Genomic DNA, 23,025 nt, shown 5'->3' on the forward strand with positions numbered 1-23,025 from the left:
AGACCAGGGTCTTTCCCGTCTGCGGCGCCGGCGGGATCACGGCGTATGCGGCGGTGATACGCGATCAGACCCACGAGGTGAAGCTCCAGAGGCAGCTCCGGCAGGCCCAGAAAATGGAAGCGATCGCCACCCTCTCCGGGGGGATCGCCCATGACTTCAATAACATCCTGGCCGCCATCACCACCAACACGGAAATGGCCCTGGATCATGTTCCGGAGAAATCGATCGTTCTGGAGCACCTGTCCATCGTCCTCAAGGCCGGATTCCGGGCCAAGAACCTGGTCAAACAGATCATGACCCTGAGCTGCCAGGTGGAAAAGGAGCGTCAGCCGGTGCGTCTCGATCATGTCGTCGGCGAATGCATGAAGCTGCTGCGGCCCTCCCTGCCGGCCACGATCGACATGCGTCATCACTCCGGCGGTGATCTCGGACTGGTGCTGGCCGACCCGGGCCAGATCCACCAGGTCATCATGAATCTCTGCACCAACTCCGCCGACGCCCTGCGGGAGAAAGGAGGAAGCCTCGACATCATGCTGCAGAACGTCGACCTGGCGGCGGGCGATCCCGCGGCCGTCCCGCAGCTCCCGGGAGGACGCTATGTGCGCCTGTCGATCTCCGATACAGGTCACGGGATGGAGGAAAAGACCATGGAGCGGATTTTCGATCCCTTCTTCACCACGAAGGGGCCTGGACGGGGAACGGGGCTGGGACTGTCTGTCGTCCATGGCATCGTCAAGAATCACGGCGGCGGAATTTCCTTCGCCAGTAAGCCGGACAAGGGAACCACCTTCCACATTTTCCTGCCGCGGACCGATCTGCCGGAGAAGGTCATGGAAGAGACCTCCTCCGTCCCCCTCACCGGCGGCCGGGAGCGCATCCTTTTCCTCGACGACGAGGAAGACCTGGTCTTTGCCGGGCAGAGGATGCTCGAAAAACTGGGCTACGCTGTGGTGGCGGGTACGGACAGTCTTGAGGCGCTGGAAGTCTTCCGGTCCCAGCCCGATCGCTTCGACCTCGTCATCACCGACCAGACCATGCCGCGCATGACGGGGCAGAGGCTCGCCCGGGAGATCCTCGGCCTGCGCCGGGACATTCCGATCATCCTCTGCACCGGTCTGGGCTGCGGCGCCGGCGGGGGGATCACCGAGCAGGACGCCCGCGCCGCCGGCATCCGCGAAGTGGTGATGAAGCCGGTGGAGAGGGACGAATTCGCCAGGATAATCCGGCGGGTGCTGGACCAGAATCGATAGCGGAAGAGGTGACGATGGCAAGCATTCTCATTATCGACGACGACGACCTGATGGTTTCCACCCTGGAGCTGATGATCCGCCGCCTGGGGCATGAAGCAGCCAGCAGCGGCTCCCTCGGGGAGGGGGTCGGAATGGCCGCCTCGGAGGACTTCGACGTGGTCTTCCTCGATGTGCGCATGCCCGACGGCAACGGGCTCGAGACCATCCCCGCCATCGCCGAGGCTCCGTCCAGACCCGAGGTGATCATCATCACCGGGTTCGGGGAGCCGGACGGAGCCGAACTGGCGATCAAAAGCGGCGCCTGGGACTACCTTGAAAAAGGCTCTTCGGTCAAGGAGATGACCCTCTCCCTCGAACGGGCCCTGCAATACCGCCGCGAGAAAAAGGCCCGGAGCCTGAAGCAGAGCGTGTGCGCCCTGAAGCGGGAGGACATCTACGGCAACAGCCCCAAGCTCATGGCCTGCCTGAACCTGCTCGCCCAGGCGGCCGGCAGCGACGCCAACATCCTCATTACCGGTGAAACGGGGACGGGCAAGGAGTTGTTCGCCCAGGCCATCCACCGCAACAGCCCGCGAGCCGACAGGAATTTCGTGGTCGTCGACTGCGCCGCTCTTCCCGAGACGCTGGCGGAAAGCCTGCTCTTCGGGCACGAGAAAGGCTCCTTCACCGGCGCCGAGAAGACACGGGAAGGAATGATCAGCCAGGCCCATGGCGGAACCCTCTTCCTCGACGAGGTCGGGGAGCTGCCGCTGTCGCTGCAGAAAACCTTCCTCCGCGTCCTGCAGGAACGCCGCTTCCGCCCACTGGGCAGCGCCCGCGAGGTCGAGAGCGATTTTCGACTGGTGGCTGCAACCAACCGCAACCTGGAGGAGATGGCGGCCAGACACCAGTTCCGCAGCGACCTTCTGTTCCGGCTGCGCTCCTTCGCCATCGACCTGCCGCCCCTGAGGGAGCGAACAGAGGACATCAAGGAGATCGCCCGAACCCAGCTGGACCGGCTCTGTGAGTGTTATGGCCTCCCCTCCAAGGGTTTCTCCCCGGAGTTCTGCGAAACCCTGATGGCCTACCATTGGCCTGGAAACGTACGCGAGCTGGCCAACACGCTGGTGCGTGCCTTCGCGACGGCGCGTTTCGAGCCGACGATTTACCCCAAGCACCTCCCACCCGACATTCGCGTTCATATCATGCGCAACTGCGTCGGGCGCACCCCATCAAAGGAGGACGGCGACCGTCCCGGCGAACCGCCCCGGCGGCTGCCGAAGTTCCAGGACTACCGGGAGACGGTCTACACCGAGGCGGAAAAGCATTATCTGCACGACCTGATGTCATTGGCCGAAGAAAGCATCCCGGAAGCCTGCCGCCTCTCGGGCCTCTCCCAGTCCCGCCTCTATGCTCTCCTGAAAAAGCACAAGGTCGAACGCCGCGATCCGCTTCGCAACCCTCCGGAAACGGACTGCCCGCCGGAGGAAAACACCCCTTATCCGCACCGGTCCTGACCCTCTATCATTTCCTGCCGGGGAGGAAAATTTCCTGTCCGGCAGGAATTTTCTTCTCCGGCAGGAAAATCCACCCTCCCCCAAAATCCCCTTCATGGCATCTCAATTACCCGTAATTACATGACATTCAGGATATGGACCGAACTTGTCGAGCATGGCATTGCGGATGCAATGACATTGGTCGTACTCCCGGGAACACGACAGTGATGCTTGTCGACAACCATGCAGAAAGGAGACGACCATGAAAAAAGCAGTCAGCACATCCGCCATCGTCGGCCTGGTCCTGGCCGGAGCGGCACTTTTCGGCGCTCTTGCAGGAATCGGACGAGCGGAAAACTTGGGGGTCACCCTCTTCCTCGGTTTCATCGCCGTGATCATCGCCTTCCAGGTCGCCCCCGCGCTGATGCTCTTCGGCGTCCTGCTCAAGGAGGTCTTCCGCCCCTCTGCCAAAGAGAAGGCGGAGGTCAGAGTGCCGACCGGCGACGGAAAGTAGGGTGATTCCATGGGAAAAGAGGCGGTCATGGACGAACGAGGAATTCTCATAGCGGACAAGGACACCGAGACCCGCCGGCTGCTTGCCGACGTCCTGCTCAAGTCGGGCTACCTGGTGAGAACAACCGATTCGGCCGCCGTTGTCCTGAGCGAAATCCTCCGGAAAAACGCTCACGTCATCCTTATGGGAAACGATTTCGACGAAAAGATAGCGGCCGCGGACCTGGTCCCCATTATCAGGAAATGTGACCGGAACCTGACCATCATCCTGATCACGGACGAGAAATCCCTCCCGACATTGCGCAGGATCCGCCGGGAGGGGATCTTCTACCACGCCCTCAAGCCGATGAACGCGGAGGAAGGCGAAGAGATCCGGCAGGCCGTGGACTGCGCCTTCAAGAACGTGGTGAACATCCTCAGCATCCACTAGAACTTTCCCGAACCGGAAAGGAGAGAAGCTCTCATGAAACCCGCAATCAGCACCATGCTCACAGCCGCCGGACTCTCAATGCTGCCTGCCCTCGCCTGCGCCTCGACCGGGGGACGCGAGGACCACAGTCCCCTGGTGATCTGGGCATTTCTCGGCTTCTGCGCCCTGATTGTCATCGCCCAGGTGATCCCCGCCATCCTCAATGCCCGGAGGGCCGCCGCTGCGGAGAAGGAAGCAAGGGAGAAGGAAGCGGCCAGTACGTACCGCTAGGCCCGGGTGCCCGGGCACTGCCAAAGGAGAATCGATCATGAAAAAGGAACTTTGCTGGATAGGAGCGCTGAGCTCGTTTTGGGCGGTCATCGTCTGGACGCCGGCGATTTTCGGCTGGCAGCCCATGGAGGGCTTCAGCGGCCTGGTCATCACATTTTTCCTCGGATACTGCTCCATCATCCTGGTGGCCCAGGTCTTCTCCGCCCTGATGGCCCTCCGCTCCCTGGCGGAGGATCTGGCCAAATCGAAAAGAAGCTCCCAACGCGTGCTGTTCAGGACCGAACAGCCTTCCATTGCACCGGAGGAATGATTATGGGATCGAAACTGAGAAGATGGGGTTTGGCTCTGGCCGTGGCGGCGCTCATCGCCTCTCCCCTCGGGGCGGCCGCCCTGGAGAGCGACGATTGCCTGAGCTGTCACGGTGACGCGGAGTCCGTAGGGGAGGAGCTGGCCATCGATCCCCGCTCCTTCGACCACACCGCGCACGGTGAAATGGGCTGCTCCGCCTGCCACGCATCGGTCACAGACGAGCACCCCGACGACGGCCTGGCTCCCACCAAGGCGGGCTGCAGGGATTGCCACCTGGACGTCGCCGATGAATATGCCGCCACCGCCCACGCCGGCAACGTCGCCTGCGGCGACTGCCACAACCCCCATGCGGCGCACTCCTCCCGGGAGGTCTCCGGCAACGACATGAACCGAACGTGCTCTGCCTGCCACGACGCGAAGGATATGACAAACGCGCATGGGAAATGGCTCCCCCAGGCCGACCTGCACCTGGAGATGCTTCCCTGCGTCACCTGTCACACCGCGTCGGAAGACTACGTCATCACCCTCTACCTCAGCAGGCCCGGCGCCAGGGCAGAGGCAGGGTACACGGTCTTTGAACTGGCCGACTACGGGGAGCTCGAGAAACTCGCCAAAGGCGGGGACATCGCTTCGCTGATCGATACGGACGGAGACGATTTCGTCTCCCTGGCCGAACTCAGGGCCTTCGCCACCGGGCCCCGGACCCGCACCCTGCGACTCAAGGGGATGCTGATGCCGGAGGTGGTCACCCATAACCTGCAGATTCTCGACAACCGCTGGGATTGCACTTTCTGCCACGCCTCGGGACCTGAAGCCATGCAGACCAGCTTCGTCGCCCTGCCCCGGCCGGACGGCACCTACGACAGGATGCGGGTGGAGCGGGGAGCGATCCTCGACGCCCTCAATGGAACGCCGGATTTCTACATGATGGGCGCGACGCGCAATGCCTCACTGAACATTCTTGGGCTTCTCATCCTCGCGGGCGGCCTGGTCATGCCGGTAGGGCACGGCACGCTACGCTTCCTGACACGAAAAAACAGACGATAAAAGGAGCCGAACCATGACCGACCAAATCACCGAAAAAAGCAACAAGGTCTACCTGCAGCCCACCCCCGTGCGCATCTGGCACTGGCTGAACGCACTCGGCATCGTAACCCTCGGCATCTCCGGCGCCCAGATCCGGTTTCCCGAGCACCTCAACATCTTCGGCAGCTATAAATCGGCGATCATGCTCCACAATACCGCCGGGCTGCTGGTGGCCATCTCCTTCTCCCTCTGGTTCTTCTATTACACCTGCATCAGTCACAAGATGACCCGGCTGTACGTTCCCAACCGGGACGACCTGCGGCACGGCCTGGTGCGGCAGGCCATCTTCTACTTCTGGAACTATTTCCAGGGCAAGCCCAGCCCGCACCATCCGACGCCGGAGAACAAGTTCAATCCCCTGCAGAAATCGGCCTACCTCGCCATCATGTTCGTCCTGATGCCCCTGGTGAGCCTGACCGGCATTCTGCTGATGAACGTCGCCCCCCTGCGGGATCTGGTGCTCATAGCCGGAGGGCTGAAGCTACTCGTCGGCGTGCATTTTCTTCTGGCCTGTTCGCTCTTCGCCTTTCTCTTCACCCATGTCTATCTCGCCACTCTCGGGCGCACTCCCATGGCCTACCTCAAGCCGATGTGGACCGGTTGGGAGGAGGTCGAAGCCGAGGAGCACTGATGCGCGGCGGTGAGACCGCGGGCACTAGGACAAGGAGGTTGTCATGAACGGATGCATGAATCCCGAACCGGAAGCGACCCGGCAGAGCACCTTCGACGCACCGTCGGCACGGCGCCGAGGAAACCACCTCCAGGATCACCAGCAGGAGCTCCAATTATTCTCGCGCCGCTGGCTGCAGGGACTGTTCGCCTTTCTCCTGGTCAGCACCTGTTTCTTCCTGATCCGCCGGATCGACCTGCTCGCGCCCCTGGCGGAGAGCACCCGGCAGTTTCTCGGCTGCCCGCCGCCGCCGGCCCTGACGACCCTTGCCCTGGCGGTCTATCTCTTCTCAACCGTGGTTCTGATCCTCGACCGTACCGCCGGCGGTGCCATGCCTTCGCTGAAGTGGCGGCATCTCGTCTGCCGGTCCATGTTCTTTTTCTTCTACGCCGTTGCCAACGCCCTGGACGAACATTTCATTTTCGTCTTCGTCGCCGGGCTGGTGGTCTGCGGGCTGGAGCTGCTCAATATCTATGCCTATTCGATGAAGACCTTGCCCGGAGGAAAGGAGATGGTCGGCAAGCTCTGAATCCCATCAGCGCTGGGCGGCTTCCCCGCGGAAGAGCCAGATGCAGCTGAACTCGCTCTTTTTGAAGGTGCTGTGGGCGATGGCGATCACTCCATCGGCATTGACGGCGAGCTTCCTCATCAGCAGCCCTTGCCTGCCGCCGCCGGTGCCGAGTGCCGGATCGACGCTCCCTGGAAGGATCGCAGGGGACGCGAACGTCCGCCCACCATCCCGTGAATACGTGAACCCGAGCCCTTCAGGATAGCTTACCGGCTCGGGGAAAAGCTCCCAGACGATGTAGAGGTTGTCCCCCCCATCCAGACCCATCCCCGGAAAATTCATGCTCTCCCATCGTCCAGCCGGTCCGGCAATCTCCCGCGCCTTTTCGAAGTCGCCCTCGCCGGCCTTCAACCGGGCGTAGCGGATGTGATAGCGCTCCAGAGGGCCGCCGGAGCTTTCGGCGTAAACGAGATGAACGGTCCCCTTGGCGTCCACGGCGATTTTCGGCGCGTCGGCATGCCCCTCGCTCCGGGCGACGATCCGCGGCTCGCCGAAGGACCGCCCGTGATCGGCCGACCTGGCGAAATGGATGTCGGCGGACGGCTCTTCTCCGACGGTCCAGGCGATATAAACTTCGCCTCCGGCTCCGGCGGCCAGGGAAGGGGCGCGGGCGGGATCCGCATCGCTTCCGTTCCAGATGTGCATCGGCTCGGAGAAGCTCACGCCCCCATCGGTGGAGCGGCTGAACCGCAGGGCTCCTTCGTATTCGGTCCAGGCGGCGTAGAGGTTCCCGCTGGGGGCCAGGGTGATGTCCAAGCTCCCGTTGTGCCAGTAGTCCTTCGTGAGACGCCCCTTCCCTGCGCCGGCGATGGTCTTCGAGAGATTGATCGGTTTGCTGAAGGTCTTCCCGCCGTCGGCCGAACGCGCGAAAAAGATTTCGCCGCCATGCGTCCCGCCGGAAAAGACGATCTCCTGCCACAGGATGTACACTCGGCCCGGATCGGAGGAGGTGAGCACCATCCGGGGAAGCCAGGAGAAGACTTGCGGGCTCCTGGAAACGTTGACTGATTCCTCGAAGCGCTTTCCTCCATTCGGCTCGTAGACCTGGAAGAAGATGTCCTGCCGGGACTGGTCGGCCCAAGCGACCGCGATCATCCCCCTCTCGTCAATAGCCACGGCGGGATCATCCACGTAATGGAATTCCGATTCGTTCATGCGCCAGGGGCCCTGGTATCCGCCGCCCGATGCCACCTTGATCCTTTTATCCCACCTCATCCCCGGCGAATCCGACCCTCCCGACGCGGGTGCCGCCACCAGTAGAATCCCCAGGAGCGTGGCAAGCCCTGAGCGTACAGGGGGAAATCTTGACCTCATGGCGCCTCTCCTCGCTGAATGACCTCTCTCCTTACACGCCTAGCTCAAAATCGCCCCCTGTCAATTGCCCTCCTGGAGGTCGGGACAGCTTTTTTTCTTTATCTTTTACCGAACATTGACGCAGACTGTCGTCCTGAGAAATCTCCCCTTGAAAGGTTCTGAAAAATGGTTCCATCCGAGCAGCGACCGATGCTGCGCTTTCTGATCGTCCAGACCGCCGCCTCGGTCGTCGGCCTGCAGGCCTGGATGATCCTGTTCAACAACTTCGCGGTGGAAGTCGCCGGCCTGGACGGTCTGCAGATCGGGGTCATCGGTTCGGTGCGCGAAGTCCCGGGATTTCTGGCTCTGCTGGCGGTGTTCGTCATGCTGGTGATCCGGGAGCATCGGCTCTCGGCCCTCTCCATCGTCTTTCTCGGCGTCGGCACGGCCCTGACCGGGCTTTTCCCCACCTATTCCGGCCTGGTGATAACCACCCTGATCATGAGCTTCGGTTTTCACTATTTCGAGACGACCAACCAGTCCCTGACCCTGCAGTATTTCAGCACCGCCACCTCTCCCCTGGTCTTCGGCCGGCTTCGCAGCCTGGCCGCGGCGACCAGCATCGCCGCGGGGCTCCTGATTTTCCTGATGAGCCTGGCGTTCAGCTACCGGATCATGTTTCTGACGCTTGGCCTCCTGGTGGTCGCGGCCGGCATCTGGGGGCTTTTTCAGGATCCCACCCACCGCCAGGTGGAGCCGCAGCACACCGGGATGATCTTCCGGCGAAAATACTCCCTCTTCTATTTTCTCACTTTCATGGCCGGCGCCCGCCGGCAGATCTTCATCGCCTTTTCGATCTTCCTGCTGGTCAAGGTGTTCGATTGCACGGTGACGGAGATCACCCTGCTCTTCGTCGTCAACAATGCCGTCAACTACGTGCTGAGCCCCGCCATCGGCCGGGCCATCGTCCGCTTCGGCGAACGGTGCGTCCTCTCCCTGGAGTACGGAGGCCTGATCGGCGTCTTTCTGGTCTACGCCTTCAGCGGGTCGAAAGCGGTGGTGATCGCGATGTACATCCTTGACCACATCCTGTTCAACTTCGCCATCGCCATCCGCACCTATTTCCAGAAGGTGGCCGACCCCCGGGACATCGCCCCGAGCATGGCGGTCGGCTTCACCATCAACCACATCGCCGCCGTGGTGCTGCCGGTGATGGGCGGGGCGCTCTGGATGGTCGATTACCGCATACCGTTCATCGCCGGGGCCGTGCTCAGCCTCGTCTCCCTGCTGGCGGTGCAGCTCATCCCCCGTCACCGCCAACTGCAGGAGTCCCTGGCTGAGCGGGCCGCCTCCTGATATCCGGATGGAATCCGGTTGCTACCGGCCGGCCTTAGATGGTAAGATGACTTTCGTGAACCACAGGGATCACCCCTGTGGTTTTTCCTTTTCCGGTCAACCGCTTGGCTCAAGTTTTTCCTTTATTCAAGAGAAAGAAGTGTTTCCATGATCAGCGCTCACAACGTGACCCTCGCCTACGGCAAGAGGGTCATTTTCAAGGACGTCAACATCAAGTTCATCCCCGGCAACTGCTATGGCCTCATCGGAGCCAACGGGGCCGGCAAATCAACCTTCCTGAAGATCCTCGCCGGGGAGCTCGAGGGGGACAGGGGAGAGATCTCCACCGGTCCCGGCGAGCGGATCGCCATGCTGCGCCAGGATCATTTCGCCTTCGACGAAGAGACCGTCTTCAACACCGTGATGATGGGACACCAGCGGCTGTACAAGGTGATGGCCGAGCGCGAGGCGATCTATTCCAAGGGGGAGTTCAGCGAAGAGGACGGCATCCGCTCCGGTGAACTGGAAGCCGAGTTCGCCGAAATGAACGGCTACGAGGCCGAATCGGAAGCGGCGGTGCTCCTCAACGGCCTCGGCATCTCCGAAGAGCTGCGCCACAAGAAGATGAAGGAGCTCGAAGGGGGCGAGAAGGTCCGCGTGCTGCTGGCCCAGGCCCTGTTCGGCGCCCCCGATATCCTGCTCCTCGACGAACCGACCAACCACCTCGACCTGAAATCGATCGCCTGGCTGGAAGAGTTCCTCTCCCGCTTTCAGAACACCGTCATCGTCGTCTCCCATGACCGCCACTTTCTCAACCAGGTCTGCACGCATGTGGCCGATATCGACTTCGGCAGGATCACCGTCTATGTGGGGAACTACGACTTCTGGTACCAGGCCAGCCAGCTGGCTCTGAAGCAGAAGCAGGAGGAAAACCGCAAGACCACGGAAAAGGCCAACGAGCTCAAGGAGTTCATCCAGCGCTTCTCCTCCAACGCCTCCAAGGCCAAGCAGGCGACCTCGCGCAAGAAGCTCCTCGACAAATTGACCCTCGAGGACATGCCCGTCTCCTCCCGGAAATACCCTTTCGTCGTCTTCAAGCCGGAGCGCCCCTGCGGCGACATCATCCTCGAGATCAAGGACCTCTCCAAGACCGTCGACGGGGTCAAGGTGCTGGACAACTTCAGCCTGACCGTCAACAAGGGGGACAAGATCGCCTTCGTCGGCGGCGACGCCCTGACCAAGACCACCCTCTTCCAGGTCCTCACCGGCGAGCTCGAACCCGACAGCGGCAGCTACCGCTTCGGGGTCACCATCACCGCCGCCTCCTTTCCCAAGGAGAACGGCCGCTACTTCGAAAACGACCTGAACCTGATCGAGTGGCTGCGCCAGTTCGCACCCACCGAAGGGGAGAGTTTTGCCCGCGGCTTTCTCGGCCGCATGCTCTTCTCCGGTGAAGAGGCGACCAAGAAATCCAACGTACTCTCCGGGGGGGAGAAGGTGCGTTGCATGCTCGCCCGAATGATGCTCACCGGGGCCAACGTGCTGGTGTTCGACGAGCCGACCAACCACCTCGATCTCGAATCGATCACCGCCCTGAACAACGGGCTGATCGCCTACTCCGAGGTGATCCTGTTCGCCACCCACGACCATACGTTCCTGTCGACGGTGGCCAACCGGATCGTCGAATTCACCCCCGGCGGATTCATCGACCGGGCGATGACGTTTGACGACTACCTCGAAAGCCCCGAAGTCTCCAGGATCCGGGAGGAGCTCTTCCAGGGGGAGGCCGTGCTGTCACTGTAAGTGGGAGGTCGAATACCCAGATTTTATGATAGGAGGAGGTTTTATGAATGAAACGCTGAAAACCATAGAAAAGCGCCACAGCATCCGGTCCTTCACCGAGCAGCCCGTCTCGGAGGAGGCTCTGAAAGCCATCCTCGAGGCCGCCAACCAGGCCCCGTCGGCCCATAATCAGCAGGCGTGGCGGTTCGTGGTGGTCAAAGGAGAAAAGAAGGCCGAACTCGCCGCCCTGGTCAGCTCAAGGGCCGGGGATTTCCCCAAGGCCTCTTCGGCCCTTCTGCGCATGGCCGCCCGCAGCATCAAGTCGGCATCGGTGGTCATCGCGGTGGTGAATACCGGGGAGCTGATCAACCACGGGACCAATCTCTTCCGGCTGAACGCGAATCAGTCCCTCGACTTTTTTCGCACCATGGAGATCCAGAGCTCGGCCGCGGCCGTGCAGAACATGCTCCTTGCCGCCACCTCCCTCGGGCTTTCCACCGTATGGCTCGGAGTGCTCTTTCTGATCAAGGATGAGGTGATCGAGTTTTTCGGCGAGCCCGAAGGGGAATTCATGGCGGTCATTCCCGTCGGGTATGCCGCCAAGGAGAGCCAGGGCCCGGGCAAAAGGCCCCTGGAGATGCAGGTGCGGGTGCTTGAGTAGGGGGAGGAAGTCGTGTCTCGGGAAAAATCAGCCGGAAATAACGAAGAAGGGATCGAGGTCCCTTACGAACAGATCCACCCGGACACCCTGAGAAACCTGATCCAGGAGTTCGTGACGCGGGACGGAGCGGACTGGGCGGATGCCGGCTGTGCGCTGGAGGATAAGGTGGAGCAGGTTCTGCGACAGCTGAGAGACAAAAAGGTCAAAGTCGTTTTCGACCTGACGTCGCAAACGGCGAACATCGTCGCAAGCCGCTGAAAACCGGCCTTTAAAATCGAGAGTTTACCTGTAAAGGGGGCAGAAATCATTCTGCCCCCTTTCTCGTTTGCACCCAAACGCTACCCGCGCTCTCCAACGTCAATGCCCCCTCTGTCTTGACACGCCGGATCTTGATGATAACACGGATGTTAGTGATTGTTTCGACCGACGATTCTAGGGGAGATTTTGAAGCGAAATGGAAATCATGGATACGAGCATCGTCGTAGCCCTTATGTCAGCTCTCCCTCTTGGGAGGAGAACAGCCGGAACCGGCTGAATTGAGCAGGGTAGACAGCGGATAACAGCCCGCTGCCCGCGGGAAGGACTTATGAATTATCGATGGCTGGCAGGAATCATGGCGGCGGTCCTGTTCACCTCCTGCGGAGGCTCGTCTGATGACGATGCGCCGCCGACTGTGGTAGAAGGACCCCTGGACTACATGGCGCTCGGAGCCAGCGATGCCTTCGGAATCGGCGCCTCCCCCCTGGAGAACGGCTATGTCTATCTCATCGACGATGCCCTGGAAGCGGAGCGGGGGGAGGACGTGGACCTCACGAACCTCGGTGTCCCCGGCGCCCTGGCCGACGACATACTGAACGCCCTTGAAATCGGCCTCGCCCTGGACGTCCGCCCCGACCTCGTAACCCTCTGGACCGGCGCCAACGACCTGACCCAGGGGCGCTCCCCGGAGGATTTCGGAGCCGACCTCGACGCCATCCTCGGACTGCTGGGCGAGGAGACCTCCGCCCTGATCTTCGTGGGCGACCTCCCCGACCTGACCGCCCTTCCTCGTTTCGTCGAAGATCCCGATGATGACGTCACCCTTGAACGGGTCGCGGCCTTCAATGCCGTGATCGAAGATCTGGTGGCCCGTCACGAGGCCAGGCTGGTCCGGCTTTCTACCCTGGATGTGGGGGACGAATTGACCAGCGATGTGGATGGGTTTCATCCGTCAGATGAAGGGCATGCGCAGATCGCCGAACTGTTCCTGCAGGTTATCCGCCCCGCCTTTGGTCTTCCCGCGCCCGAGTGAGGTAGGAGACTGGATTGGCGGAGTTTTCCCACTTCGATCAGGCGCCGGAGGAGACGCTGCGGCGCTTCGGATTCAGCTAGGAGGCTGTCAGACTAGCCTGGAAATTTTCTTCTTTAAATCTCCTGTCTTACCGTCGCTTTCCATTCAGTCGTCGGCCAGCCATTCTTCGATTTTTCTCTTCTGCTCACTCCATCCGTCCCCGAGTCGCTCCCCGAGAAAGGCGGCATAGAGGCTGTCAAAGAGCTGCAGCCCTTCTTCCAGGACGTACATCCGCTCGTAGAAGACGGCTTCCCTCTCGCTGACCTCGTCGGTGCGGTTGTCCTTTTCGATCTTGACGGGCGGGGCTTTGTAGGAGGCGAAGTGAAACATCTCCCCCTTCAGCGTCATTTTCCAGAGATGCTCCTGTTTTTCCAGATAGATGATCGCCTCGTTAATCTGCTTTCCGTTCTGAAGTGCGGTGCGCACCTCTCGAAAGTTGTCCTGGGGGCCTGCCACCGTGATTTTCTGCACCCCGCCGTCGCCCCCGCCGAGGAGGATCAGGCGATCATTGAGATAGGCGACGAAAAGCTCCTGCTCCAGGGCGGGACCGGTGAGGGAAACCCTGTATTCGGAGGTCTCGTTCATGGTGCGGTACATGAGCCAGAGCAAAAAGTCCCAGCCGAGCCAGCGGTTATCCTTGATCAGGTCGAGCGCGTTGTCCGTCGAAGCGCCGTTGGCTTTTCCCAGGGCCGGTTTGAGGCTGTCCTCCAGAACGTTTTCGGCCCGGGCGAAAGGATGGATCGCCACCAGGCGCAATACCTCGAAGGTCTGCTTGAACAGATTTTCGAACTGCTCCACCATTTTTGGGCTCAGGCTGGCAAAAGTGACCAGACCGGTGCGGGTGTCCCAGACCGCATCATAAATGGAGGGAGCCGGAAGGGTTTTGGACAGGAGAGCGCCGCGAACCGCATCCCGCAGCTCCTCCTTCTTCTGCTTGGGGACTCGCTGCAGGCCGGGATGGGCGATCAGGAATTCGCGTTCGGCCATTTCCATATGGGCTCGGAAAAGGTTGGCGGGGACTCGGCGCTGATCCCGGCGCAGGCTGAAGGCGATGTAGTGGTCCCGCTGAAACGTACTGGGAGAGACGAAGCTGCTCTCCTTTGCATCGTCGATGTGAACCCAGCCGACGGAAAGTTCCTCTGCCGTATGGTCGATGGAACGAAATCCGTCCCCGTTCAGGCGCTCGCCTACCCAGGCGAAAAGATCGGCGGCGGGCGGGTTTCCCTCGACCCTGAACTGGCAGATGCTTGCGGTATTGGAAAGAATGCCCATTCTGATACTCCTTTTTTGCGGCGTGACGAAATTCAGGGCAATTGCGGAGCCGGGAGAGGAAAGGCATGATCGTCCCCGCCCGGCGGCTCATAGTGGATACACTTTTTCCTACCCGGAGGCAAGGTTTATCTGAGAAGAGACAGGGGTGCAAAATTCTCGCACTCAAGACCGGGAAATTTACAAAAAGGCTTTGCAAGGACTCGATAAGTTGATAATATTGCGACGTTTGCCGCCCGGCTGACGATTCTCCATCTTTTTCAATACATTTGCCATTTTCCAGGAAAGTCCCGCAGTGATAGGGCGGGTGGGGATAAATGGGGTTTTTTCGGAAAGCATCCATAAAACAGAAGCTCATAGCCATCATGATGCTGAGCAGCATCAGCATCATGCTCCTTGCCTCGATGGCATTTATGGTTACCGAAGTTTATTCCTTCCGACAGACTCTGCTCGACAAAACATCCTCCCTGGCCAAGATTCTCGGCACAAACGTCGTCATCCCTCTCGTTTTTCGCGATTCCCAATCGGCCGAGGACATCCTGGCCTCACTCAGAGCCGAACCCCTCATCCGGCAGGCCTATGTTTTCGATCGCGGGAACAGGCCTTTTGCCCAGTATGTCAATGCGCGCACCGGCAACCCGATCCTTGAAGCGGAGCCGATTGTTCCGGCCTGCGAGAAACTACCCGAGGCGGTCAAGGTGCGAAAGGAGAGTTATTGCTTTTCCTTTGACCATCTGGCGCTGTTTCAGCCGGTTTTCCACCAGGGAGAAAAGATCGGTCTGGTCTATCTTCATTCGGATATGGACATCCTTTATGCCCGGCTGACCCGCTATGCTCTGGGAGCCGTCCTGTTTATAGGAGCCTTCTCCTGCGTGGCCCTGTATCTCGCCGTCCGGTTGCAGAATCTGATTTCAGGCCCGATCCTCCATCTGGCCGGAATGATGAAAATCGTTTCCGACCGGAAGGATTTCGCCCTTAGGGTGGAAAGCAGGACCACTGACGAGGTGGGGAAGCTCGTCGACGGCTTCAATGAAATGCTTGTTCAACTGCAGATTCGCGACGACCAACTGCGGCAGAATCAGCAGGAACTCGAGCAGAAGGTCGACAGGCGCACGAAGGAGCTTCGGGAGGCCAATGACAAATTGGCCGGGACCGTTATTGATCTCGAACAGCTCAAGGAAGCCGCTGAAGCCGCCAACCGGGCCAAATCACAATTTCTGGCCACGATGAGCCATGAAATTCGCACCCCGATGGTAGGCATCCTGGGAATGACCGAACTTCTGGTTCAGACGGAACTCGATGACCGGCAACGCAGTCTGGCGGAAACCTCCTACAAATCCGGCGAAGCCCTGCTTTCCATCCTGAACTCCCTTCTCGACTTCTCTAAAATCGAGGCCGGCAAGGTGGAGCTTGAGACGGTCGATTTCGACCTCGGTCATCTGACGGAAGAGGTGGTCGCACTGTTCGCCCAGAACGCATGGGGCAAAAACCTGGAACTGATATGTGATGTCGCGCCGGGCACGCCTACGGCTCTTCGAGGAGACCCGGCCCGCCTGCGGCAGGTCCTGCTGAACCTGGTGGGCAATGCCGTGAAATTCACGGATCGGGGAGAGATCGTCATTCGACTTGCGCTGCATCAAGACGATGGTGAAACGGCTCTGGTCAGGTTTGACGTGACAGACACCGGGATAGGCATCAGCGAAGAGGCGCAACAACTCATTTTCGACAGTTTTTCCCAGGCGAACAGTGCGACGACGCGCCATTACGGCGGGACCGGTCTGGGATTGGCCATTGTCAAGGAACTGGTCGGGCTGATGGGTGGACAAGTCGATGTGGAAAGCCGGCCAGGGAAAGGTTCCAATTTCGGATTTGTCATCAGCCTTGAGCGACAGCCTGGCGCCGAAATCCACCCCTTTGTTTTTACGGGGCTCAGAATTCTGATCGTCGACGACAATCAGTCGTTTCGGCTCATGCTTACGAAGCACCTTCATGCTCTCGATCTGGAGGTGGAAGCAGCCGGCGATGCTCCGGAAGCCCTGGACAGATTGAGGGCCGCTGCCCGGAAGGGAACTCCATTCACGGCGGTTTTGCTCGATGCGGACTTGCCTTCCTCGGGTTCTCTTCAACTGGTCAGCGAGCTTCGCCGGGATCCGGCACTGTCGAAAACACCCTTGATCCTGCTGGAATCCCCTCTGCCGACCAGCGAAGAGATCGAATTGCGGGACGCCGCGGTCGGGTTCCTGCGCAAACCTCTGCGTCTATCGCAGCTTGGTCCGAAGTTGACGGAATTCCTTGCTTCAGGCGGCGGCCAGTGCCGGAAGCTTTCCCCTGCTCCACCTCGGGTCGGAAAGATAGCCCCCGAAAGGGTGGCGGGAAGGATCTTGCTGGCTGAAGACAATCGGGATGTTCAGCGTCTGGTTCGCATCCATCTCGAGACCCGCGGTTACCACGTTGATATTGTCTCAACCGGAAAAGAAGCCGCCGGCGCCCTGCAGAGCAAAAATTACGATCTGGTCCTGATGGACTATAACATGCCGGAAATGGATGGTCCCGAGGCTGTGCGAATGATTCGGCAGGGGGGGGATCTGACGCCCATTGTCGCCCTGTCGGCCCATTCCGGGAATGATCACAGAGAGAGGTTTCTGGCCGTCGGGGTGGACGATTACCTCTGCAAGCCTTTCAAACAGCAGCAGCTTTTCGAGCTGGTGGATAAATGGCTGAATTTTACTGCCGCCGACATGGAATGAAGATATCCGGGGAGAACGGACTCCGGTCCTCGTTTGTCGCTTTTCTGACACGCAAACAGGGTACGAAGTGATCGCCAGAATTCCTTTACTTGTTTTCACCGTCGCCGCCGTCCTGGCCTGCGTGCTGGTGGCGGGCGCTTTCAAAAGGGTTCTGATCGAACGGGAAGATTCCGTGGTCGAGCTGAAGGTGGACGCCGCAAGCGCCATTCGCGGCATCCTTGGGAAATCCCTTCCAGTGACATTGTCAGGCGGCGGGTTTGATTCCGATACCCGGATTTCACTTTCGCTGGATGTCGGCAATCGAGCCGCCGTGATCGGCTCCCTGGAAACGTGGTCCAATTTGCAGGACGTTGTGGTATCCGGACAGAGAGCCTATCTGGCTAACGCTTTCAGGGGATTTCAGATCGCCGACATAAGCGACCCCCCTCGGCCCCGCATCGTCGGCTCGGTCAAAACCCCGGGAAGAGCCTGGGCCGTGGCCATAAAAGGGGAAACGGCTTTCGTTGCCGATGGCGAGGGCGGTCTGCAGGTCATTGATATCGGCAGCCCGGAAGATCCCCGGATCATTGCATCCGTCCCCACCCAGGATCGGGCCCTGGGGGTCGCCTTTCGGGGGGACATCGTCTATGTCGCCGATTTTGCCGGCGGCCTGCAGGTCATCGATGTGCGGCACCGGCTGAAACCGAAGATCATCGGCAACATCAAAACGGAAGGTCCGGCCTGGAAGGTAGTCCTGAGCGGGGACCGTGCCTATCTGGCATGCATGACAGGGGGAATGCATGTCCTCGATGTCAGCGACCCCCGCAAGCCTTTCCTCCTCGGCAGTTATCGATCTGAGGGGGGAATATTCGGAGTTGCCGTTGCCGATGGAAAGGCCTATGTGGCCGATACCGACCGAGGTTTCCTGGTGCTCGATCTGAGTGAGCCGGAAAAACCGGATATTCTCGGTTCGATCAAGATGTCGGGGGTTATCGTGAATGTGACGGTGACGGAGAATCGGGCCTTTGTCGCCGCAACCACCGGTGGAGTTCTGGTGGTCGACATCGATGATCCGTCCTCTCCGAAGATTATCGGGAAGGTGGATACGGGTAACGCCCGGAGCGTCGCCATCGCCGACGGCAAAGCGTATGTCGCCGCCAGTCGAAGAGGCCTCAAGATCGTCGACATCGAAGCTCTGCGGCCGTCGCTGTCCGGGGATTTTCGCGGAACGTACAGTCATGCCCGATCCCTTGTCGCCGAAGAGGGAAAGGTGTTTCTGGCGGACGGGACAATGGGACTCAAGATCTTCGATGCGACACATCCCCATTCCTCGAAGCTTATCGGCTCGGTCCGGACTCCGGCAGAGGCTGCCGCGGTCGCCGTGGCCGGGGGGCTGGCCTATGTGGCGGATGGCGCCTCCGGCCTTCAGGTCATCGAGATCAGCGATCCCCGCGCTCCGCGGATTATCGGATCCGCGGCGGTCTCCGGGGAGGCGGTGGCGGTCGCCGCGAAGGGCGATATGGTTTTTCTGATCGAAGACTGCGGCCGGTCCGCCGATCCGGCGAAGAGGTGCAATCGCAGATTGCGCATCTTCGATGTCTCCGATCCGAGGAATCCCCGGCAGGTCGGTATTCTGGAGGTGTCTTCGGATGTATTCAGGATTGACGCCGGAGAGGGCATGGTATTTCTGGCGAGTCTCCGTCAGGGGCTGCAAATCATCGATGTCGGCAATCCCAAAAAGCCCGAGCTGAGGGGCACCGCAACCTTGCCTTGGCCGCAGCAGGCCTTCGCCACGGCAGTGGACGTTTTTGCGGAGAGTGGGAAGGTGTTCATTGCGAACGGCCAGGCCGGCGTGCAGGTTTTCGATATCAGCAATCCGGGAGAACCGAACATTCTCGGCTCCATCAGGGTCTCTGATTACGCAAAAGACATCAGCCTGGTCGGGGAGCGGGCCTACGTTCTGGACACCCGTCAGGGTTTGCAGGTGATCGATGTCAGCGATCCGGGGAATATGCGAATTGTCGGCGGCCTCTCCCTTCCGGCCGATGTCCGATCCTTCGCGATTTCCGGCGGGATGCTCCATGTGGAGAACGGGAATGGCGGTGTGCTGGTTCTGCCCCTTCCGATCGAACTGGGGAAACCCGTCATCCTCAGCTCCGACCGTATGACCGTTGTGGTTCCGAGTCCTCCATTTCCGGGAGACTATATTCTTCAGGTGTTCAATCGTCGTGAGGCCAGAGAGCTCCCCGGCGTCCTGACCTTCACCGCGCCTTAGCGGGCTGAAAGAAAATGTCCATCGTAAGGAAACCTTTATTCATCATCCTTTTAGAACAGATATTCCGCTCCGGCCCAGAATTGCCTGCCAATTTCAAATTCAGCAGCTTCCCCCCCGACGGGAACTTTTTTATTGAAGACGTTGTTTATCTCCAGGCTCAACAGGAGCGCCTGGTCGCGAAACATGTTTCTGCGCCAGTCTATTTTCCAGTCGAAAACCCAGGATTCGGGCTCTTTTTCTTCCCGATACGCCGATCCGACTTCCTCGGGTATGTCCAACGTCGGCCAGTCTGACTTCTTTATAAGTTCCAGGGCATGGAAACCGCTGCGGTATTTGGCGAAATTGGTGAACGTGAATCCGTACGGAAGCTGAACCGAATAGAGGAGGTTTGCCACCCAGGGACGATTGAAGTCCTGCCGCGGCAGATCCTCGCGCTTGACGACTTTCCCTTCGTACCAGACCGGCTCTTCCCGTCTTTCCGCATCGAGGAAGGTTTCGTAATCCTCGGCGCTGCTCTCGGTTTCTTGATAAGTGGCGTTCAGGGACAGGTAGTGCCGCTTCCAACGGCCCTCCCAGATCAGGGAATATTCCTCGTGCCTGCTGCGGCCGTTGTTGTTCAGGATGTAATAGCTGAAACCGTCCGGTTGGATTTCCCCTTTTTCACGGGCGAATTCATCTCTTCCGTCGCGCCGAACGTAGCTGAGATTGAGGCGTCCACCGGAGAAAAGCTGTTCCAGGCCGAGAACCGCCTCATCCGCAAAGGGGGTTTCTAAATCGGAAAAGCGAGTAGCGGATGTGCTGTACGTACTGCTCCATTCGGCCGAGGGACGGTTTTCCGCATCGAGAGTCTGACTCCGGATATCGGTCCGTGCGGGACGCTGAGCCTCGCGAAGCTTATAGGTCAGCAAGGTCTTACCATAATAACGGTTCCATCCGGCAATGAACAGAGTGCGGCTGTTGCCAAAGAGGTCATAGGTGGCGGCGAGACGGGGGGCCAAATTGGTGTTTCCCATGAAATCGTCGTAGGAGAGCCTCAAGCCGGGACGCAGCCCGAGGCGGCCGAAGTCGATCTGCTCCTCAACATAGAAGGCGTAGTTGTTGATGGTGGCGCCGACGGAGTCTGCCTCATAAGCGGTTCGCTTGTAGAAAAACTGCTCGTTGTCGACGCATCCGAGAGAATCCTGATCGCAAAGAACGTTACTGTCGGCCACGGCAAGGGAAAAGATCAGCGTCGTTTCTTTGCGGTCGAATTCTCCATGGGCCCAGGCATATTCCAACCCGGCAGAAATTTCCTGTTCGATTGCCGATGTGGCCATTCGGGGAAAGGTGAACTCCGCCCTGGCCTCGGCGCTTTCCTGCGTTTTCTCGATGTTGCCGTACCCCCCTTCCCAGCTTCTGGTGGTGCCGAGCAGCTCGCCCCAGTCCTTCTCTCCCAGGACGAGCCAGGAATAATGATGGGGTGGGGCCTTCCGTGTATTCTCACTTGTTTTGAAGCCGGCGTCCACCGCCAGGCTGCTGCCGGCAAAAAAGTGGTTCCAGGAGGCGTTTGCAGCCGTCCCTCCCTCCTCGATCGTAAAATCGCTGTTTTTTGTTTTGGATTTGAAATGCTCTTCTCTGTAGGGAGCTTGGAGGATCGAGAGGCCCAGGACGTCGTCCGGGGAGAGATTCCATATGCCCTTCAGGAAAAAGTTTTCGTTTCGACGGGTCTGTTCCTTGCTTTCTCCCAGGTGATTCAGGGGGATCTTGCTGTACAACTCGGTGAAGGACGCCAGCAGACCTCCCTTCGGGCCAAGAGGGACATTGATCCCGAGTCCGGTATGGTGTTTGGTGAATTCCGGTTGCCGTGAGGCCTCATGGGAGTTTTCGAAATCGCTCCTGTCACCACTGTCGACGTGAAACCTGGTCCACTCGTCCCGTGTTGTCCTGTAAAAAACCCACCCACCCGGAACAGGTTCCGGATTTCTGGTCCGGGAATCGACGACTCCACCCGTAAAGCCTCCGAACCTGGCGGGAATATTGTGCCGAAAGACGGTCACTTCGCCGATCAGGCGGGAATCCAGGAAAATCTCCTGAGGGTGACTGGAAACATCCAGGACGGAATTCCGACTGGTGGAAACCGGGTCGAGCAGGCTGTTGTTGCCGATGCCGTCGATGAGAAAATTGTTCTGAAAAGTCTTGCCGCCGGAGATGGAAAGGTTGGGCGGCAGGATTTCTCCTCCCTGCAAGGAAGTATTGGCCTTGTCGCTGAACTGGACTCCGGGAAGAACGTCAAGAAGCTCATTGATGGTGCCGTTGCCTTTCGGCAGGTGCTCAATCAGCTCTTGGGAGAGGATAGATTTTCCGGTCGTCCTATCTTCCGGGGCGGCGATAATCGTGACCATTGGCAGAACGGGCAGTTTGGAAGTGTCGTTTTCAGCGGGATTTCCCGATTGAACGTATCCCGAGGTTTCCTTCTGCTCAGAATTTTCCTTTATGGGCGCGGCAAAAGAACAAGGAGGAGAAGTCAGGGAGGCCCAAAAGAACAAAAGCAGGGACAGGAGAGTGTGGAAGATTCCGGGATAATTCATTGTTGTTCGATCCCTGTCCCCTCCCCAAGTAAAAGATCAAAATAATGACTAAAAATTTATTATTATATTATTATCTGTCATTTGCCGATCGATTAAGTCATATGCCTTGAGCGTAAAGAAAGCAAAAACAAACACATTGTATAAAGTTCCAGTAACTTTGACCATGTGAATATTTTTGAAAAGAAATCTGTAAGCCTGCTGCAAGAGCTATTCCGATCTTATATAGCAACAAAGTAGGCTTTTTTGTTTCAAATGGAAGTTTTTAAAGTCTGCGCCATCCCCCTGCTTGACCGGTTCCTGGATATGGCGTAAAAGAAGAGAGCCTGCGAAATACCAGGACACTTTTATGTTTCCAGACCCCGACCGAAAACCTGTTGGAAGAAAGCGGACCGTCGTCTGTTTTCTTACTTTTTCGCTGCTTTTCCATGCCGCCGTGATGGTGTTCTTTGCCGATTCGGAACGGGTGAAGGAGCATCACGACAGGGTGGAGATCGGTCTTGTATCTCTCCCGCCCGCGATAACCGGACGTGCCGGAGAAGGGATCGTCCCGGTGGCGCAGCCCCCGGTCGTCGCGGGTCCTGCACCGGGTGAGAAGGTTCCCGGCACTCCATTCGCCACGCTGGCCGAAGAAAAGGTGGCGCGAAACGCGCTTGCGGCGAACCGTCCACCGGATTCGTTCCGTCCGGCGCCCGCCTCAGAAATAGCCGCCGCCAAAAAGGCCTCCCTCCCCGGGCGGGAACCGGCTTCTGCTGAAAGTCAGCCTCAATTCGAACCTGCAAGACCGGCGGATAAAATCATCGAGCCTTTGTCGACCTTCGCGGACCCCGGACCGCCGCCGGAGCGGGAATCAGCCGTCTTCTCCGGTGAGGGAAAGGCGAGCGCCAGCGCCCCCCTCGTCGAAGCGATCCCCCGTTACGACCGCAACGCCCCGCCTCCGTATCCACGTCTCGCCCGGGAGCAGGGCTGGGAGGGGGAGGTCCTGCTCCGGGTGCTCGTCTCCGAAGCCGGTGACGTTCGCAGCGTCTCCGTGGAGCGCTCCTCGGAACATGCCGTCCTCGATGACGCGGCTCTTAGGGCTGTCCGCCGCTGGCGCTTTCACCCTTCGCGCCTGGGATCGACCCCGGTAGAGGGAGAGGTCCTTGTGCCGCTTCGTTTCAAGATCAGAGATTTCTGACGACGGCTACGTTCCCCCCCCGGCGGCGGCGTAACTCTTTCG

The 23,025-nt window shown here is 59.5% G+C and carries 20 protein-coding genes; 17 read left to right on the top strand and 3 right to left on the bottom strand.

What is annotated here, in order from left to right; genetic code table 11:
- From DTF_RS21430 to DTF_RS21445, 9 genes are all read left to right on the top strand, one after another.
- A partial coding sequence (locus DTF_RS21430; RefSeq protein WP_155890678.1) for an ATP-binding protein occupies positions 1–1,250 on the top strand: 1,250 nt, incomplete at its 5' end.
- A 14-nt stretch (positions 1,251–1,264) separates the two neighbouring features.
- Positions 1,265–2,746 carry a sigma-54 dependent transcriptional regulator gene (locus DTF_RS21435; RefSeq protein WP_081702740.1) on the top strand — a complete coding sequence of 494 codons (1,482 nt, stop codon included), beginning with the start codon at positions 1,265–1,267 and terminating at the stop codon, positions 2,744–2,746.
- A 241-nt stretch (positions 2,747–2,987) separates the two neighbouring features.
- Entirely contained in the window at positions 2,988–3,239 is a 252-nt protein-coding gene (locus DTF_RS21440; RefSeq protein WP_035055183.1) for a hypothetical protein, read from the top strand.
- A 9-nt stretch (positions 3,240–3,248) separates the two neighbouring features.
- Positions 3,249–3,668 carry a response regulator gene (locus DTF_RS0101990; RefSeq protein ID WP_226989120.1) on the top strand — a complete coding sequence of 140 codons (420 nt, stop codon included), beginning with the start codon at positions 3,249–3,251 and terminating at the stop codon, positions 3,666–3,668.
- Between the two features lie 33 nt (positions 3,669–3,701).
- A complete protein-coding gene (locus DTF_RS0101995; protein WP_027713959.1) occupies positions 3,702–3,938 on the top strand; it encodes a hypothetical protein in 237 nt (78 codons plus the stop codon).
- A 37-nt stretch (positions 3,939–3,975) separates the two neighbouring features.
- Entirely contained in the window at positions 3,976–4,248 is a 273-nt protein-coding gene (locus tag DTF_RS0102000) for a hypothetical protein (protein ID WP_027713960.1), read from the top strand.
- Positions 4,249–4,250: 2 nt separating this feature from the next.
- On the top strand, positions 4,251–5,294 hold the full coding sequence (locus DTF_RS0102005; RefSeq protein WP_027713961.1) for a cytochrome c3 family protein: 1,044 nt from the start codon (positions 4,251–4,253) through the stop codon (positions 5,292–5,294).
- 13 nt (positions 5,295–5,307) lie between these two features.
- Complete coding sequence (locus tag DTF_RS0102010) at positions 5,308–5,964, top strand: cytochrome b/b6 domain-containing protein (RefSeq protein ID WP_027713962.1); 657 nt, start codon at positions 5,308–5,310, stop codon at positions 5,962–5,964.
- Between the two features lie 43 nt (positions 5,965–6,007).
- Positions 6,008–6,532: a hypothetical protein gene (locus DTF_RS21445; protein WP_051360715.1), complete on the top strand. Its 525-nt coding sequence runs from the start codon at positions 6,008–6,010 to the stop codon at positions 6,530–6,532.
- A gap of 6 nt (positions 6,533–6,538) precedes the next feature.
- Here DTF_RS21445 and DTF_RS21450 read toward each other — a convergent pair whose 3' ends face one another.
- The gene (locus DTF_RS21450; protein ID WP_035055187.1) at positions 6,539–7,885 is read right to left on the bottom strand and encodes a sialidase family protein; all 1,347 of its coding nucleotides are present in this window, start codon (positions 7,883–7,885) and stop codon (positions 6,539–6,541) included.
- 165 nt (positions 7,886–8,050) lie between these two features.
- Between DTF_RS21450 and DTF_RS0102025 the strand changes: the two genes are divergently transcribed.
- From DTF_RS0102025 to DTF_RS25050, 5 genes are all read left to right on the top strand, one after another.
- Positions 8,051–9,220, top strand: coding sequence for an MFS transporter (locus tag DTF_RS0102025; RefSeq protein ID WP_027713963.1), 1,170 nt, complete (start codon positions 8,051–8,053; stop codon positions 9,218–9,220).
- A gap of 147 nt (positions 9,221–9,367) precedes the next feature.
- A complete protein-coding gene (locus DTF_RS0102030) occupies positions 9,368–11,002 on the top strand; it encodes an ABC-F family ATP-binding cassette domain-containing protein (protein WP_027713964.1) in 1,635 nt (544 codons plus the stop codon).
- A 43-nt stretch (positions 11,003–11,045) separates the two neighbouring features.
- Positions 11,046–11,642, top strand: coding sequence for a nitroreductase family protein (locus tag DTF_RS0102035; RefSeq protein WP_155890666.1), 597 nt, complete (start codon positions 11,046–11,048; stop codon positions 11,640–11,642).
- 12 nt (positions 11,643–11,654) lie between these two features.
- Positions 11,655–11,900, top strand: a complete 246-nt coding sequence (locus DTF_RS0102040; RefSeq protein WP_027713966.1) for a YheU family protein — start codon at positions 11,655–11,657, stop codon at positions 11,898–11,900.
- 328 nt (positions 11,901–12,228) lie between these two features.
- Complete coding sequence (locus tag DTF_RS25050) at positions 12,229–12,933, top strand: GDSL-type esterase/lipase family protein (RefSeq protein WP_051360719.1); 705 nt, start codon at positions 12,229–12,231, stop codon at positions 12,931–12,933.
- A gap of 144 nt (positions 12,934–13,077) precedes the next feature.
- On the opposite strand, the gene rdgC is transcribed toward DTF_RS25050, so the two are convergent.
- A complete protein-coding gene (rdgC, locus tag DTF_RS0102050; RefSeq protein ID WP_027713967.1) occupies positions 13,078–14,244 on the bottom strand; it encodes a recombination-associated protein RdgC in 1,167 nt (388 codons plus the stop codon).
- A gap of 314 nt (positions 14,245–14,558) precedes the next feature.
- Here rdgC and DTF_RS21460 point away from each other — a divergent pair, with 314 nt between their 5' ends.
- Positions 14,559–16,988 (top strand): hybrid sensor histidine kinase/response regulator, encoded by a 2,430-nt coding sequence (locus DTF_RS21460; RefSeq protein WP_051360721.1) that lies wholly within the window; start codon positions 14,559–14,561, stop codon positions 16,986–16,988.
- Positions 16,989–17,055: 67 nt separating this feature from the next.
- A complete protein-coding gene (locus DTF_RS0102060) occupies positions 17,056–19,242 on the top strand; it encodes an LVIVD repeat-containing protein (protein WP_027713968.1) in 2,187 nt (728 codons plus the stop codon).
- 50 nt (positions 19,243–19,292) lie between these two features.
- Here DTF_RS0102060 and DTF_RS0102065 read toward each other — a convergent pair whose 3' ends face one another.
- Complete coding sequence (locus tag DTF_RS0102065) at positions 19,293–21,809, bottom strand: TonB-dependent siderophore receptor (RefSeq protein ID WP_027713969.1); 2,517 nt, start codon at positions 21,807–21,809, stop codon at positions 19,293–19,295.
- Positions 21,810–22,155: 346 nt separating this feature from the next.
- On the opposite strand from DTF_RS0102065, the gene DTF_RS25055 reads away from it, so the two are divergent.
- Positions 22,156–22,983, top strand: a complete 828-nt coding sequence (locus tag DTF_RS25055) for an energy transducer TonB (RefSeq protein WP_051360723.1) — start codon at positions 22,156–22,158, stop codon at positions 22,981–22,983.
- Positions 22,984–23,025 lie beyond the last annotated feature (42 nt).

It is taken from the genome of Desulfuromonas sp. TF (assembly GCF_000472285.1).
Lineage (GTDB): Bacteria > Desulfobacterota > Desulfuromonadia > Desulfuromonadales > ATBO01 > ATBO01.

Coding starts and splice junctions, on each gene's coding strand:
- DTF_RS21435 (WP_081702740.1), top strand. CDS start 1,265: ATGGCAAGCATTCTCATTATCGACGACGACGACCTGATGGTTTCCACC.
- DTF_RS21440 (WP_035055183.1), top strand. CDS start 2,988: ATGAAAAAAGCAGTCAGCACATCCGCCATCGTCGGCCTGGTCCTGGCC.
- DTF_RS0101990 (WP_226989120.1), top strand. CDS start 3,249: ATGGGAAAAGAGGCGGTCATGGACGAACGAGGAATTCTCATAGCGGAC.
- DTF_RS0101995 (WP_027713959.1), top strand. CDS start 3,702: ATGAAACCCGCAATCAGCACCATGCTCACAGCCGCCGGACTCTCAATG.
- DTF_RS0102000 (WP_027713960.1), top strand. CDS start 3,976: ATGAAAAAGGAACTTTGCTGGATAGGAGCGCTGAGCTCGTTTTGGGCG.
- DTF_RS0102005 (WP_027713961.1), top strand. CDS start 4,251: ATGGGATCGAAACTGAGAAGATGGGGTTTGGCTCTGGCCGTGGCGGCG.
- DTF_RS0102010 (WP_027713962.1), top strand. CDS start 5,308: ATGACCGACCAAATCACCGAAAAAAGCAACAAGGTCTACCTGCAGCCC.
- DTF_RS21445 (WP_051360715.1), top strand. CDS start 6,008: ATGAACGGATGCATGAATCCCGAACCGGAAGCGACCCGGCAGAGCACC.
- DTF_RS21450 (WP_035055187.1), bottom strand. CDS start 7,885: ATGAGGTCAAGATTTCCCCCTGTACGCTCAGGGCTTGCCACGCTCCTG.
- DTF_RS0102025 (WP_027713963.1), top strand. CDS start 8,051: ATGGTTCCATCCGAGCAGCGACCGATGCTGCGCTTTCTGATCGTCCAG.
- DTF_RS0102030 (WP_027713964.1), top strand. CDS start 9,368: ATGATCAGCGCTCACAACGTGACCCTCGCCTACGGCAAGAGGGTCATT.
- DTF_RS0102035 (WP_155890666.1), top strand. CDS start 11,046: ATGAATGAAACGCTGAAAACCATAGAAAAGCGCCACAGCATCCGGTCC.
- DTF_RS25050 (WP_051360719.1), top strand. CDS start 12,229: ATGAATTATCGATGGCTGGCAGGAATCATGGCGGCGGTCCTGTTCACC.
- rdgC (WP_027713967.1), bottom strand. CDS start 14,244: ATGGGCATTCTTTCCAATACCGCAAGCATCTGCCAGTTCAGGGTCGAG.
- DTF_RS21460 (WP_051360721.1), top strand. CDS start 14,559: ATGGGGTTTTTTCGGAAAGCATCCATAAAACAGAAGCTCATAGCCATC.
- DTF_RS0102065 (WP_027713969.1), bottom strand. CDS start 21,809: ATGAATTATCCCGGAATCTTCCACACTCTCCTGTCCCTGCTTTTGTTC.
- DTF_RS25055 (WP_051360723.1), top strand. CDS start 22,156: ATGTTTCCAGACCCCGACCGAAAACCTGTTGGAAGAAAGCGGACCGTC.